This is a genomic window from Clostridium sp. (genome assembly GCF_050717535.1).
In the GTDB taxonomy this organism is placed as follows: Bacteria; Bacillota; Clostridia; order Clostridiales; family Clostridiaceae; genus Clostridium_AD.
The window spans coordinates 91245-105523 of record NZ_JBOITM010000072.1 but is presented as its reverse complement, the minus strand read 5'-3'; the positions used below and the strand labels follow the sequence as shown (position 1 = coordinate 105523).

At 30.2% G+C, this 14279-nt stretch carries 13 protein-coding genes and 1 pseudogene; all 14 read left to right on the top strand.

The features are described 5' to 3' along the window. Positions 1 to 132: 132 nt before the first annotated feature. Complete coding sequence (locus tag ACREVU_RS13180) at positions 133 to 294, top strand: hypothetical protein (RefSeq protein ID WP_431552060.1); 162 nt, start codon at positions 133 to 135, stop codon at positions 292 to 294. A gap of 281 nt (positions 295 to 575) precedes the next feature. Continuing rightward, positions 576 to 1034 carry a type II toxin-antitoxin system VapC family toxin gene (locus ACREVU_RS13175; protein ID WP_431552059.1) on the top strand — a complete coding sequence of 153 codons (459 nt, stop codon included), beginning with the start codon at positions 576 to 578 and terminating at the stop codon, positions 1032 to 1034. Beyond that, complete coding sequence (locus ACREVU_RS13170; RefSeq protein ID WP_431552058.1) at positions 1021 to 1227, top strand: hypothetical protein; 207 nt, start codon at positions 1021 to 1023, stop codon at positions 1225 to 1227. Before ACREVU_RS13175 ends, ACREVU_RS13170 begins: the two co-directional genes overlap by 14 nt. Positions 1228 to 1434: 207 nt before the next feature. Then, the gene (locus ACREVU_RS13165; protein ID WP_431552057.1) at positions 1435 to 2652 is read left to right on the top strand and encodes a transposase; all 1218 of its coding nucleotides are present in this window, start codon (positions 1435 to 1437) and stop codon (positions 2650 to 2652) included. Positions 2653 to 2963: 311 nt separating this feature from the next. Further along, the gene (locus tag ACREVU_RS13160) at positions 2964 to 3182 is read left to right on the top strand and encodes a M domain protein (protein WP_431552056.1); all 219 of its coding nucleotides are present in this window, start codon (positions 2964 to 2966) and stop codon (positions 3180 to 3182) included. Between the two features lie 422 nt (positions 3183 to 3604). After that, entirely contained in the window at positions 3605 to 4201 is a 597-nt protein-coding gene (locus ACREVU_RS13155; RefSeq protein WP_431552055.1) for an REP-associated tyrosine transposase, read from the top strand. Beyond that, the gene (locus ACREVU_RS13150) at positions 4185 to 5723 is read left to right on the top strand and encodes a YifB family Mg chelatase-like AAA ATPase (RefSeq protein ID WP_431552054.1); all 1539 of its coding nucleotides are present in this window, start codon (positions 4185 to 4187) and stop codon (positions 5721 to 5723) included. The genes ACREVU_RS13155 and ACREVU_RS13150 overlap by 17 nt, the downstream gene beginning before the upstream one ends. Then, positions 5724 to 6821, top strand: a complete 1098-nt coding sequence (gene dprA, locus ACREVU_RS13145; protein ID WP_431552053.1) for a DNA-processing protein DprA — start codon at positions 5724 to 5726, stop codon at positions 6819 to 6821. Positions 6822 to 7188: 367 nt separating this feature from the next. Beyond that, positions 7189 to 8022: pseudogene (locus ACREVU_RS13140) on the top strand (Rpn family recombination-promoting nuclease/putative transposase). 226 nt (positions 8023 to 8248) lie between these two features. Next, a complete protein-coding gene (locus ACREVU_RS13135) occupies positions 8249 to 9211 on the top strand; it encodes an Rpn family recombination-promoting nuclease/putative transposase (protein WP_431552052.1) in 963 nt (320 codons plus the stop codon). 328 nt (positions 9212 to 9539) lie between these two features. Beyond that, positions 9540 to 10019: a PD-(D/E)XK nuclease domain-containing protein gene (locus tag ACREVU_RS13130; protein WP_431552051.1), complete on the top strand. Its 480-nt coding sequence runs from the start codon at positions 9540 to 9542 to the stop codon at positions 10017 to 10019. Positions 10020 to 10090: 71 nt separating this feature from the next. Continuing rightward, entirely contained in the window at positions 10091 to 11788 is a 1698-nt protein-coding gene (locus tag ACREVU_RS13125; protein ID WP_431552050.1) for a PD-(D/E)XK nuclease domain-containing ATP-binding protein, read from the top strand. Between the two features lie 286 nt (positions 11789 to 12074). Then, on the top strand, positions 12075 to 12242 hold the full coding sequence (locus tag ACREVU_RS13120) for a hypothetical protein (RefSeq protein WP_431552049.1): 168 nt from the start codon (positions 12075 to 12077) through the stop codon (positions 12240 to 12242). Between the two features lie 92 nt (positions 12243 to 12334). Next, a complete protein-coding gene (locus ACREVU_RS13115; protein WP_431552048.1) occupies positions 12335 to 14125 on the top strand; it encodes a S1C family serine protease in 1791 nt (596 codons plus the stop codon). Positions 14126 to 14279: the final 154 nt, after the last annotated feature.

Here is a 14279-nt window from a genome sequence, read left to right as displayed (position 1 = left end):
GCCTAATATAGGTGCTTTTTTTGCTTTATATCAAGAAAAATAGTTACAATAAAATTTTAAATTTCTAATTCAGCTGCGGATTATATCTAAAATCTAATTCTCGCACAGCCTGCCGGGGGTTGTGAACAGAGTGTGAACAACGAAACCCGAAGGGCATCAAAGATGGAACAGCTGATGCGGGAAGAGAAGAATTGCAGTTGTGGTGAAAAGTTAAAAAAAGAAAAGGAACAAAAAAATCTTGGCGATAGCCAGGGATGCAAACTATCAAAATATATAGAAGGCTATATATTTTGATAGTTTTTTCGTCGTGAAGGTTAGGTTTAACGACATTTATAGAATATTCATTATAGTGATCGGAGCGTGAAAAGTTGGAGTTAAATAAAGTAAGAAACAAAAAAAGAAATAACCGATAGAATTAACTACCAAATGGACAATAGTAGTTCTGTAGTTTTTATTGAAAAGATGTTTAAAAATAAAAAAGATGATATAATACTATTATGTTAGGTAATATTATATAATAATAATATGAAAAGAATAAGAATGGAGATATAAGATAAATGCATATTTATTTAGATATGAATATTTACAACAGGGTTTTTGATGATCAATCACAACTTAGAATTAAATTTGAAACAATGGCAATTGATATTATTTTTGAATTGATAGAAAAGGAACAATATCAATTGTGTTGGTCATTTATGCTAGATGATGAAAATAATAAAAATCCATTTTCATATAGAAGAAGTTCTATAAAAACTATTTCAAGCATATGTAAAATCAATATTGAACCAAATGATGAAATATTAAAAATAGGTAAATTTATAATGGCTAATTCTAATACGAAACCTAAAGATGCGCTTCATTTAGCTTGTGCAGTATATTGCAAGTGTGATTATTTTATAACATGTGATGATAAATTCATAAAAACCGTGATAAAAAACAATGTAGGTTTAGAAGATATAATTGGTAAAATAAAATTAATGAATCCTATAGATTTTGTTAGAGGGGAGATGAGTATAGATGTTATTGAATGAAAAAAGTAAATATAATGATAAGGAAATAATTGAAAAAGGATCTAGTGTATTAATAAAAGAGCTGGGATATTCTGGATTTATAAGATTTATACGACAAGTAGAAAATAATGGAAGTGAAGATTATTTAAGCATACAACAAGAAATTTATAAAGGTATGAGCATCGATGAAATATACAAACAGGCAAAAGAGTAGTAAACAGAAACTAGCAACAGAGCTTGTCCACTTCCAAACTATGCAAGGGGTCAGACCCCTTAGCAAGCAGCAGTTTCGCTCCATTAATAAACAAATCCATAAAATTCAACAGTTTGAACTGTGTTTAAAAGCAGTAGTAAATTCCGCTAAAGACTTGAAATATAACTTGTTTCCTATTAAAATAATTATAGGGAAATGAGGTATAAAATGGGGATAAAGTATTTAGAAAAATTAGTGAAATATATGAAAGAAGTTTATAAAATAGAGAGGGGAATTAATAGGTTAAAAGATAAAAGAAGAAATCCAATCTATAGTACCGGGCAGGTAATATTGCCGGTACTTTTTGGGTTCATGATAAGAATTCAAAGTTTCAACGAATTAAATAATAGAGTTAAGAGTAATGATTTTAAAAGACTTGTACAAAGAAAGACAAAATTTCCACTTATAGATACAATAAGGGATACATTAAAAGTTATAAATATAAAAGGAATAGAAGAAATTAATATAGGAATAATAAAAAAAACAGTGGAAAATAAAGTATTTAGAAAGGGAACTATAGATGGGTACACTGTGGCAGCTATAGACGGAACTAAAATATTTGGAAGTAATAAAAAGAGTTGTGAGGAATGTTTAGTTACAGTGAAAGGTAAAAAAACGCATTACTCACATAGTGCAGTTTTCGTTTCTACTGTAGGAAAAAAACCAAGACTTGTATTAGATTTTGAATTATACAAGGCTGGAATTGATAGTCCTAAAAAGGATGAAGGTGAGCTAACTGTAGCAAAGAGGCTACTTGAAAAGGTTACTAGTGAACATAAAAATCTAATTGATATTGTTGTATATGATGCCTTGGCATGTAATTCAATATGGATAAATCATTGTTATAAATGCAAAGTAACTGCGGTAGTTCAAGTTAAGAAAAATAATATAAATAGTATAAAAGAAATAAAAAGTGAAATCAATAAAGAAGAGATAACTGAAAATTGGTATGATGAAAATAAAAATTTAGAAGTTAAAGCATATGAAAAAAGTTTTCACATGAATAATGTGGATGAGCCATTAAGGTTTATAAAATTTACAAAGAAGAAAGATAATAAAAAATATTCGCAAATTTTACTGATAACAACATCCTTTGAAATTCCTCTAAAGGTATTATATAAGATAATTAGTGCAAGATGGGATATAGAAAATAGTGTATTCAATAACTTAAAAACCCATTGTGCTTTAGACAGATGTTTTGTTCATAATATAAACGCAATAGAAGCCATATTATATTTAATGATAATAGCATCAAATTTAATGCAATTATTTATAAATAGAAGACTGAAAAGTGCTGTGAGATCCCAGAAGGAATTAATTAGGATTATAATTAAAGAGCTCTATTTATTAAAGATAGATAAAAAATATATTTTTAATACTACATAATAGATATAACAATAGAATAGGTTAGGGTGATATGTGTTAACGGGGAGGGGGAAGGTCTACTTATTTTTAAGGGATAATGGCGATTTTCTAAGACAATCAAGTGAATTAGTGGAATAATAGTTAAGATATAATGAGATTGAACGTAGGAGATAGAGTGCTTGAAAACTACTGAATAAATTTCGGTAGTTTTTTTGTCGTGAAGGTTCTGTTTCACGATATTGGAAAGATGTGAAATTTTATAGGTTGATAAAGAAGTTTGAAGATGTTATAATTATTTTACTTGAAAATTAAAATAGTGGTGGTGATTTAGAATGGATAATGAAACAAAGAAAATGTTCGAAATGTTAATGAAGAAATTAGATGCTATGGAAACAAGGCAAGACGAAATATTTTCTGTTGTAAAAGCTATTGAACACAGTAATACTACACATAAAGCAGAGATTGATAATATTACTTATAAAGTTGCACATACAGAAGGAACAATTAATAAGATAGGTAATGTAATTAATGAAAATAGAGCCATAAAATAACTAACATAAATTTCTAGTTTCTGTAAAGTGGTCGTACCAGCAGCCTAATAATTAGGAGAATGCAATTAATAGGAGAAACCCGTAGCAAGCTCAGCCAAGGCCTCGCAAAGACCCCTGGGGGTTGTGAACAGAGTGTGAACAACGAAACCCGAAGGGCATCAAAGATGGGACAGCTGATGTGGGAAGAGAAGATATGAAGAAGTGGTGAAAAGTGGGGAAGAAAAGAAACAAAAAAACTTGGCGATAGCCAGGGGAGGGAACTACTGAAATTTATAGCAATATATAATTTCGGTAGTTTTTTCGTCGTGAAGAACTAGTGAACTAGGAACTAAGGGAACAAAAACTTTTAAGAAATAAAGTGGTAATATGATTAAACTTAATTGGTTATGTTAAAAATGTATTATAGAATGGAGTTGAAGAATATGACAAATAAAAGAAGAGAAAATTATCCAGGGGCCACTTTTCACATTACAGCTCGTGGCAACCATAGAAATGATATATTTAGAGATGAAGAAGATTTTCAAGTTTATTGTAGTTTTTTAGAATGTGCAATAAATTATTTCAAAGGCAAATTTCAAATATACTGCTATTGTTTAATGAACAATCATGTTCATATACTTATGAAAACAGAAGATATACATATAGGTTATTTCATAGCTAGGGTTCACAGTATTTATGCGCGATATTTCAATACTAAGTACAAATATATAGGACATTTATATCAAGACAGATACCATACAGAAATTATTGAGGATGATGCGCAATTATTAACTACTAGTAGATACATTCATTTGAACCCTGTAAGAGCTAATATGGTAGATAAACCAGAAGAATATAAATGGAGCAGTTATAGTATATTCATAGGAGTATTTGAGGATAGATTTACAGTTTCGCAATATATACTTTCTCACTTTAAGAGAGATGACAATAAAGAATTATATAGAAAGTTTGTAGAAAGTGCATTGAAAACGAAGACTGATAGGGTGCTAGGAGGTAATAAAAATGGCAGCAGTAGTTAATAGTTTCGCTATAAGTGGGATAGAAGGGTATGTTGTAAAAATTGAAACAGATACTATATACGGGCAACCTTCTGTATCCATCGTTGGACTTGGAGATGCATCTGTAAAAGAGGCTAAAGAAAGATTGGAGGCCGCTATAATACATGTTAAATATGAATTCCCTAGAATGAAAATTGTTATAAATCTTTCACCAGGGGATATCAAAAAGAGTGGATCTCACTTTGATTTGGCTATGGCTATAGGGCTCTTGATACAGTCAAAACAAATTAATATCGAGGAGATTGAAAGTTTTGCATTTATTGGAGAGCTATCTTTAAATGCAGATATAAGAGCATGTGCAGGAATCCTGCCTATGACAATGGAAGCCAAGAAAATGGGGATTACTAATCTAATTGTTCCTAAGGAAAATATAAGAGAGGCATCTTTAGTAAAAGGTATAAATATTTTTGGATTTGAAAAGCTTACAGAAGTAATTTCTTTTTTAGAAGGCGTAACACCTTACACTTCATTAGAGAAATTAAAATGTGAGCATGTAATACAAAAGCCATACTTATTTGATTTTCAGGATGTTCAAGGTCAAGATGCTATTATAGAGTTTATTGTAGCAACTGCAGCAGGTGGTCATAATTTAATTATGTCTGGTGCACCGGGCTGTGGTAAGTCGATGATAGCTAAAAGGATACCGTCTATTCTTCCGTCAATGACAGAAAAGGAAGCTTTGGAAGTAACAAAAATATATAGCGTGTCAGGTGTTTTAAAAAATAAAGGTACATTAATAACAGAAAGACCTTTTAGAGCACCACATCATAATGCTTCCATGAATTCTCTTGTAGGTGGAGGAAACAATGCCATGCCCGGAGAAATTTCTCTTGCTCACAATGGTGTATTATTTTTAGATGAGATTGCAGAATTTAATAAGAAAACTCTAGATGCTTTAAGGCAGCCAATGGAAGATAATAATGTCACTATTGCTAGAGTTAAATATACTAACGTTTATCCATCAAGTTTTATGCTTATAGCTGCAATGAATCCTTGCCCCTGTGGTTATTATGGGCAACAAAGATGCCACTGTAGTGATTATGAAGTATTGAAATATAGGCAGAAAATATCAGGTCCAATGCTGGACAGAATAGATATTCAAAAATATGTTCTACCCGTAGATTTCATAAAGCTCTCTGATAATTCCAAAGGGACTAGTTCAAGTGAGTTAAGACAAAAAGTTGAGTTTGCTAGAAACATACAAAGAGAAAGATATAAAAATATTGAAGACATAAATTCAAATGCAGAAATGACGCCAGCTTTAATTAAGGAGTTTTGCATACTAGAGGATGAAAGCAAAATGCTTCTACAAATGGCTTTTGATAGATTTAATTATAGCGCAAGGACTTTTCATAAATTCTTAAAAGTAGCAAGAACCTTTGCAGATATTGATGGTTCAAAAAATATAAGTAAGCGGCACATTGCCAAAGCCTTAATGTGTAGAGATTTAGATAAAGAGCAAGTAAATATGGTGGTGATTTAAGTGACCGAGTATTGTAGTGGCGATGTGTATTGGATATGGCTAGCACAAATTAATGGTATCGGTCCTGTAATGGCAAAAGCATTATTGAGTGTTTTTAAAACACCACAAAATATTTATAAAGCCACAAAATATGAACTTATAAATGTAGATGGTATAGGTGATAAGACTGCAGATATAATTTTTAATTGCAAATCCTTAGCGTGTGCAGAGAAAATTCTAAGTAAATGTGAAAAATTAAATATAAGCATATTAACTTATGGAGATTCTTTATATCCAATTGAGGTTAAGGATATAAAAAAAGCTCCAGTTATTTTATATTACAGAGGTAATCTTATAGAGGATAGTGTTGGAGTAGCAATTGTGGGCAGTCGTAGATGTACCGAATATGGTAAAAGACTAACAGCAGAGGCAGGGTCGTTTTTAGCCCAGAATAATATACCAGTTATTAGTGGAATGGCAAAAGGTATAGATGGATATGCACATACAGCTTGTTTAAAATCAAATGGATATACAGTAGCTATCTTAGGTTGTGGGTTAGATATATGTTACCCTAAAGAACATATAGAACTTATGCAGAAAATTATAGAAAAAGGGGCAGTTGTTTCGGAATATCCACCAGGAACAAAACCAGATGCTAATCACTTTCCGATGAGAAATAGATTAATAAGTGCGTGGTGTAAAAAACTTTTAGTAGTGGAAGCTGGGGAAAAAAGTGGGTCCCTTTTGACTGCGGCATTCGCAAAGGAGCAAAATAGACAAGTATTTGCGACTCCAAATAGTATTTATAGTAGAGAAAGTATAGGAACAAATAGGTTAATAGAAGAAGGTGCAAAAATATATTTAAAACCTTCACAACTGTTATTAGAGCATATGTGGAGGCCAGGAGTAAATATTAAAAAAGATAATACAAAATTGATAGTTGATGATTTAACAGTACTAGAAAAACTTATACTTACAAAAATAGAGGATAACCCTATGACTTTAGATAAATTGTTACTTGTGATGCAAGATGATAAGGCAGATATTTTAGAAACTATATCAATAATGGAATTAAAAGGCATGCTAATAAATGTGGGTGGCATAATTAAGAAATCTTAAGAGACTTGTACTAAGAAAGACAAAATTTCCACTTATAGATACAATTAGGGATACATTGAAAGTTATAAATGCAAAATAACTGCAGTAGTTCAAGTTAAGAAAAACAATATAAATAGTATAAAGGAAATAAAAAGTGAAATTAATAAAGTGAATTAGTGGAATAATAGTTAAGATATAATGAGATTGAACGTAGGAGCTAGAGTGCTTGATAAATACAAGTATAAATAGTGTAGAATAAAATATAATTTTCTGATAAAATAAGAGTATAGAAGGAATGAATAAAATAGTATGTAATAGTCAAATGTAAAATAGAGGAAGTGATGAAATTCCTAAGAACAAAGTAAAACCAAAAGACGATAATTTCATAATGTCCCCAAAATATGATTTTGTGTTTAAGTATATATTTGGTAATGAAAAACATAAAGACCTCCTAATAGCATTTCTAAGTGATATATTAGGTCTTCCAGAAGAAGAATTTGAGGGAATATAAATAATAAATAGTGAGCTTCTAAAGGAATTCAAAGAAGATAAAAAAGGAATACTTGATGTACGAGTAAAAACAAAAGTAGGTAAGCAAATAGATGTTGAGATACAGATACTGCCAACAGATTATATGGCAGAACGTACTATCTTCTACTGGAGCAAGATGTATACAAGTCAGATAAATCCAGGAGATACTTATGATAAGTTAAAAAAATGTGTAACTATAAATATAATAGATTTCAAGTGTACACCACTAAAGAAGCTGTATTCTAGCTACCACCTTACTGAAGATAAAACGGGCTATAGATTGACGGATATACTTGAGGTGCATTTTTTAGAGATAGCAAAACTATTTGATTATGACATTGAGAGAGATGAAAATGACCCAATAGTCCAATGGATGGAATTCATAGATGCTAAATCGAAGGGAGCGATGGAAATGTTAGCAGAGAAAAACAAAGACATCAAGAAAGCATATGACTTACTGCAGGTAATAAGCAAAGATGAAAAAGCCAGAATGTTATATGAAGCTAGACAGGCAGAAATCAGCGACCGAAAGACAAGAATGAAATCAGCAGAAGAAAAGGGAGCCATTGATAATGCAATAGAAAATGCTATAAATTTTCTAAGACTTGGAGTAAGTGAAGAAATAGTCGCTAAGGGGACAGGATTATCAATAGAAAAGGTACTAGAGCTAAAAAAGGAAATGCTGCATTAGGAATAGTGTAAAAGCTAATAATAGATAATACGGAATCTCTTGCATCAATAAAAGATGTAGGGGATTTTTCATGCTATTTTTGAAAAACTACTGAATAAATTTTGGTAGTTTTTTCGTCGTGAAGTGGTATGTTTCACGACATTATTTTAATGGCTTAAAAGTAGTGTAAAGGAAAAATTAATATGATATAATGAAATCAATTAGTAAATTATAGAATTATAAGGAAGTGAATAATTTTGACAAAAAACATGATTTTGATGCAGCGTGGAAATCAATCTTGGAAGCATTTGAAGTAGAAATAGTAGAATTGCTTTTCCCAGAGATATTTAATAAAATAGATTGGGAACTCGGAACAGAATCATTAGATAAAGATTTGCAAGAAATACAGAAAGATATATTTGAAAAAGATAGCGCTGAAAACATAATATCCGATAAAATAATAAAGGTAAGATTAAAAGATAAAGGAAGCAAGATCTTATTTATTCATGTAGAAGTACAAAGCTATAGAAGTGGGCATGAAATTTTTGGAGAAAGAATGTTTAGATATTTTTATAGAATATGGGATAAATTTAGATATAATAATAAAGATAGGTCAGAAATAGTAGCGGCAGCAATATATACTTATAAAGGTGATAGTGGAAAAGATAAAAGTTATGTATACAAATTACCAGAGTTAGAAAATGAAATACTAATATATAACTTTAAAACTATTGATGTAGAAAAAATAGAACTTGAAAATATTAGTGATGATAACCCAATCAAATTAGTTTTTAAAATGGCGAAAAGTTTATTAGAAACAGGTGCAAGAGATGAGGATATATATGAGGCAAAAATAAAACTATCAGATGAATTATCAACTTATAATAAAGTTAAAAACAATGATCAAATAAAAGCATTAGTAGATTTTTTAGGATACTTATTTTTAAATGAAGACATTGCGTTTGAAAAGAAATATGAAGAATATAAAAGGGAAAGAGGAGGTGCATTTAAATTGAGTATAGACGAAATTAGAAAATTGCACTACAAGGAAGAAGGAAGAGAAGAAGGAAGAGAAGAAGGCGCAATAGACAAAGCGTTGAGAGTAGCAGAAAAAATGCTGAAAAGGGGAAATAGTATAGAAGACATAGTTGAAATAACAGAACTTCCAATAGAAAAAATAATAGAAATAAAAAATAAAATGGTGAAGTAGCAAGCTCAAGTCCCTCACGGTCCTTTCGCAAGGACTCCCGAGGGCAATGTCATCAAGCTAAGAATACACAAAATGGAAAATGAATTCTTCCTATGATTCAAAAAAAACACTTGACATTCTCAAAACACCCTAATAATCGATTTGAGTACCTTATTTCAGGGTATATCTTATGGATATTGGGGTGTTTTTAATGAAAACAAAAAGAAAAAAGGAGCCTTCAGCTAGAGTTAGATGATTTTTTTAATGGCATAAACGTTACAAATGTTAACGTTACAAAGCAAGCCTTTTCAGCCGCCAGACAAAATTATCTCCAACGGCCTTTATAAAAATGTCTGATGAAATAATTAAATGGTTTTATAAAGATACTGACTATAAGAGGTATAAAGATTATAGATTGTTAAGCATTTATGGAACAATTCTAGAAATAAATAATACTGAGAAATTAAGAGATAAATTTGGATATATTGAAAATCAAACCATTAAAGTTGCACGTGCTAAAGCCACAGGGTTATATGATGTTGAAAATGATATGATTTTAACTTCAGTAATAATGCTTAGAAGAAAAATCCAGCTTAAGGATATAACTAAATTTGAATGGATTATAGAATTAAAATATATAAAAGAGAGTGATAGGAATACTTTAGAAAAAGTAAAGGATCAAGGGCTAAAGCAACTTCAAATGTATGGAGAAAGTAAGATGGTTCAAGACGAATTGGATAAAGAGGGATTAAAGAAAGTGTTGATCATTGTTGTAGGAAAAAAAGATATTTATAGTGTAAGCTTCAAATTGCAAATTAAACTTTTATAACTGGGTATATTATTTCACATGAAAATGGTAAAATTGAATAAACAAATAGAATGAATAAAGGGGTGGCTTATATGAAGAGAATACCTTATGGCATTTCTAATTTTGAAATTTTAAGAGAAAAAAATTACCTTTATGTAGATAAAACATCGTATATAGATATACTAGACAAATATGCACCTTACCAATTTTTTATAAGGCCGAGAAGGTTTGGTAAGAGCTTATTTATATCAATGCTTGAAAATTATTATGATATAAATAAAAAAGATAAATTTGAAGAGCTATTTGGTGATTTATATATAGGCAAAAATCCCACTGAAGAGAGAAACAACTTTCTTGTCTGGAAAATCAGTTTTGCAGGAGTAGATTCAGGACATGGTGAAGAAGAGTTAAGAAAGAGCTTTAATTTTAAGGTTAGATCCTCAGCTAAAGAATTCATAATTAGATACAAAAATTTATTAGGTGAAAATAAGTTGCCTTTGGAAGAATTAAATGCAGAAATGGTAGTAGAACATATAAATATGCTTTGTAAAGTGAATAATAAACACGTATTTGCTCTCATAGATGAATATGATAATTTTGCCAATGAATTAATTACAGGAGGTAAACAAAATACTTACAAAGGTATACTTCATGGTGAGGGCTTTGTTAAGGTATTTTATAAGGCTTTAAAGGACGCAACCGCAGATAGTTTTGCAAGGATATTTATGACTGGAGTAAGCCCTATAATGCTAGATGATTTAACTAGTGGCTTTAATATAACTAGGAACTATACTTTAGATGAAAAGCTTAATTCTATGCTTGGATTCTCGCGTAATGAACTTTCTTCTATTATGGATGAAGTAGGATTTACTGATATGGAACTTAGAAAAAAGATATGTAAAGATATGACTGAGTATTACAATGGTTATAAATTTAATGTAAATAGTGAATCTGTTTTTAATCCTGATATGGCAATGTATTTTATTGATGGTTATTTAGCATATAATAGGTACCCAGAAGAAATGATAGATAATAATGTTAAAACAGACTATGGTAAAGTTAATCAATTAGCTTATAATTTTAATGATACAGAAGCATTAGATGAAATTATGTCTACTGGTGAAACATCAACAAGACTTGTAGATAGATTTAATATTCATACTATATACAGTGAAAAGGAAAATTTTAAATCACTTCTATTTTATCTTGGAATGCTTACTATAAAAGAACAGGGGCCCGGTGGCATAGTCCTTAAAATACCTAACTATGTGATAAAAACAATTTACTGGGAACAGTATTTTCAAAAGGTAAATGAAGATTACAATATACAAATTAAGGATGTTAGAGATGTAGTAACTCAAATGAGAATGCATGGTGATATTGAACCTTTAATAGAAATTGTAAAAGGTATATTAGAAGATTTATCAAATAGAGATCTTATACAAATGGACGAGAAAAATATAAAGATGATGTTTCTTACTTTGCTTGGTGTAGATAGTACTTATTTTATAAAGAGTGAAGATGAAAACAATAACGGCTATGTAGATTTGATGCTTAGAAGAAAAATTCAGCTTAAGGATATAACTAAGTTTCAATGGATCATAGAATTAAAGTATATAAAAGAAAGTGATAGGAATACTTTGGAGAAAGTAAAGAAGCAAGGACTAAAGCAGCTTGAAATGTATGGAAAAAGTAAGATGGTTCAAGAAGAACTGGGAACAGAGGGATTAAAAAAAGTATTAATTATTGTTGTAGGGAAAAAAGACATTTATACTGTTAATTTAATTTAAACAAAATGAAAATGATTTAATAGTTCAGTGAATAAAATTTTTAGATGTAAAATCAAATGCGAAATGTGAATATTATTAAATGAATGTGAAAAGGCTAGAATGCTACATGAACTATATAGGCAGAAATCAGCTTACTAGAATAAAATAGGTTGAGGGAAAAGAAATAGGAAAGGTAAAGTAGAAGCTGTGATTAATTTTCTTAAACTTGGTATAAGTGAAGAGATAGTAGCGAAAGGGACCGTATTATCGATCCAAAAGGTAATTACCTGAATACGTTGCCCCAGTTATGCAATTTGCAACAGAAACATATTTTATTGAAGAAATTGACGATGCTTTAACAAATGCTTGGATAACGGCTCAAGAACATGCAGATACGTTGGCATTAAAAGGAGAAAATGACCCACAACATTTACCACCAATTTACTTTCTATTCTGTCTACTTAGTACCGTTTAAGCTATTGTGACAAAATATATAAATACCCTAATATGTATTTTTATGTTATAATATGGCATCATTAACTTAAAAAGACAAGGGGGATTTAATAAATGATTAAGAGAGAAAAAGGAAGAAAGGTTGGTTTATCAAAGTTTATAGTAGCTACAATAATTGCATCATCGTTCAGTATGGCTGCTTTTGCAGCGAATGGCGATATCTATAAACTAAATGATTTATCACAAACGGCTTATACAAAGGCTAGTACAGCAAACTTTAAGACCCAAAGAACAATTGGGTTGCACTCAGAAGATTATGGATACGAAGTAAGTAATAAAATTTATAAGTTTGATGATCTAACTGAGGTATTTATTGCTAATAATCAGGATTTTACTAAAACATTAGTAGCATTACCAAATGTTAAGACATCTGTTGGAGATGCAATACAATCAAATATACTCATAGGAGTATTTGATCGTGATATATTTGAGAATAATTATGTTGTTGTAAATGTACCAACTGGGAAAACTGTTAAAGACGTATTGGTAAACGGAATATCAAAAGTAGAATCAACAGATTATATCGTTACAGGAACGAAATTAAGAATATTTGTTACTACTTCAAAGGATACAATTAAAATAACTACTACTGACGGAATTGTATATGTGGTAAAAGTCGATATAACAGAAAATACTGCTCCAATTATTAAATCAGTGAGTGCCATTAATGGAAAAGTAAATATTACATTTGATAGCGCTTTAACGTCGACACCTAGTATATCAGATTTTGCCGTAACACAAACAATTGGAAGCACAAATGCAACAATAATACCTATGAGAATAACAATGGACTCAACAATGAAGATGGCTACATTAACAGTACCAACTGTTGAGGCAATCTCATCAGAACAAAGTGTAGTTTACGGAATATCATATAAAAATTCCACTATAATTAATTCAACAGTATTTGCAGTAGAAAGTAAAACGGATGAAAACACAACCTTAAGTGTTAAGGATATAAATAATAAATATGGGGATTCAGTAGTTTATATTCAAGTTCAAGATATTAATCATAAAGTTATTGCTAGTGGTAGTGGATTTATAGTAAATCTCAATGGAACATTAGTAACTAATTTTCATGTAATTAAAGGTTGTGCTTATGCAAATGTAACCTTACAAAATGGAACGAAGTATGATGTGAAAAGTGTTTTAAATTATAATGAAAACCAAGATATAGCAATTTTACAATTGGAAAATGCAAGTAATTTATGTAGTGCTGTGTTAGGAGATTCCTCACTAACAGAGGTAACTGATCCTGTTGTTGCAATAGGTAGTCCACTTGGATTGCAAAATACGGTGTCAACTGGAATGGTTAGTGGACTTAATAGAACAAGTATTACAGGTAGATCAGGTAAAGATATTCAAATAGATGCTCCTATTACACATGGAAGTTCTGGGGGGGCGTTATTCAATATGATGGGACAAGTTATAGGGATAACGTATGCTGGTGAATCTACGGGTAATTATAACTTTGCTATCCCTATCAATGAAGTAAAACCTTTTTTTAATGGTGGTATTGAAAAGACACTAATTGAAGTTAACAACATTCAAATTAATACTACAAAATTTTTCCCGTTACTATCTGATGTGCCTCAACCCACAGGTATAAGTTATGATAAGGTTGTTATTTCAGGTAATGTTGTAACTTATGAATATAGTATTTTAAAATTACCTTCAACATTTGTTTCTGATTATAATAATTTATTAGAACAGAATGGATGGATATATCATAAGAGTGAAAAAATAAATAACTATACAGCAATATATTTTACAAAGGGAAACAACGTGATTTTAATAACTTTACTTTCAACGGGTTATTTTATAACAATGGGTACTATTCATTAAGTAAGAATAATGGGCATTATTATAGGAAAATAAATAAAGCATCTTTTATGAATATTGCTCAAATGCTGATGAATATCTTGAAACTGAAGAGATGATTAAATTAAATAGCCTATTCATGAAGAATTCATATCGTAAGAAAATGGGCTTATTAACA

Bases quoted from the DNA above. Each gene is read 5' to 3' on its own strand.
- ACREVU_RS13130 (WP_431552051.1), top strand. From the start codon at position 9,540: ATGTCTGATGAAATAATTAAATGGTTTTATAAAGATACTGACTATAAG.
- ACREVU_RS13160 (WP_431552056.1), top strand. From the start codon at position 2,964: ATGGATAATGAAACAAAGAAAATGTTCGAAATGTTAATGAAGAAATTA.
- ACREVU_RS13125 (WP_431552050.1), top strand. From the start codon at position 10,091: ATGAAGAGAATACCTTATGGCATTTCTAATTTTGAAATTTTAAGAGAA.
- ACREVU_RS13175 (WP_431552059.1), top strand. From the start codon at position 576: ATGAATATTTACAACAGGGTTTTTGATGATCAATCACAACTTAGAATT.
- ACREVU_RS13115 (WP_431552048.1), top strand. From the start codon at position 12,335: ATGATTAAGAGAGAAAAAGGAAGAAAGGTTGGTTTATCAAAGTTTATA.
- ACREVU_RS13120 (WP_431552049.1), top strand. From the start codon at position 12,075: ATGCAATTTGCAACAGAAACATATTTTATTGAAGAAATTGACGATGCT.
- ACREVU_RS13170 (WP_431552058.1), top strand. From the start codon at position 1,021: ATGTTATTGAATGAAAAAAGTAAATATAATGATAAGGAAATAATTGAA.
- ACREVU_RS13165 (WP_431552057.1), top strand. From the start codon at position 1,435: ATGGGGATAAAGTATTTAGAAAAATTAGTGAAATATATGAAAGAAGTT.
- ACREVU_RS13155 (WP_431552055.1), top strand. From the start codon at position 3,605: ATGACAAATAAAAGAAGAGAAAATTATCCAGGGGCCACTTTTCACATT.
- ACREVU_RS13150 (WP_431552054.1), top strand. From the start codon at position 4,185: ATGGCAGCAGTAGTTAATAGTTTCGCTATAAGTGGGATAGAAGGGTAT.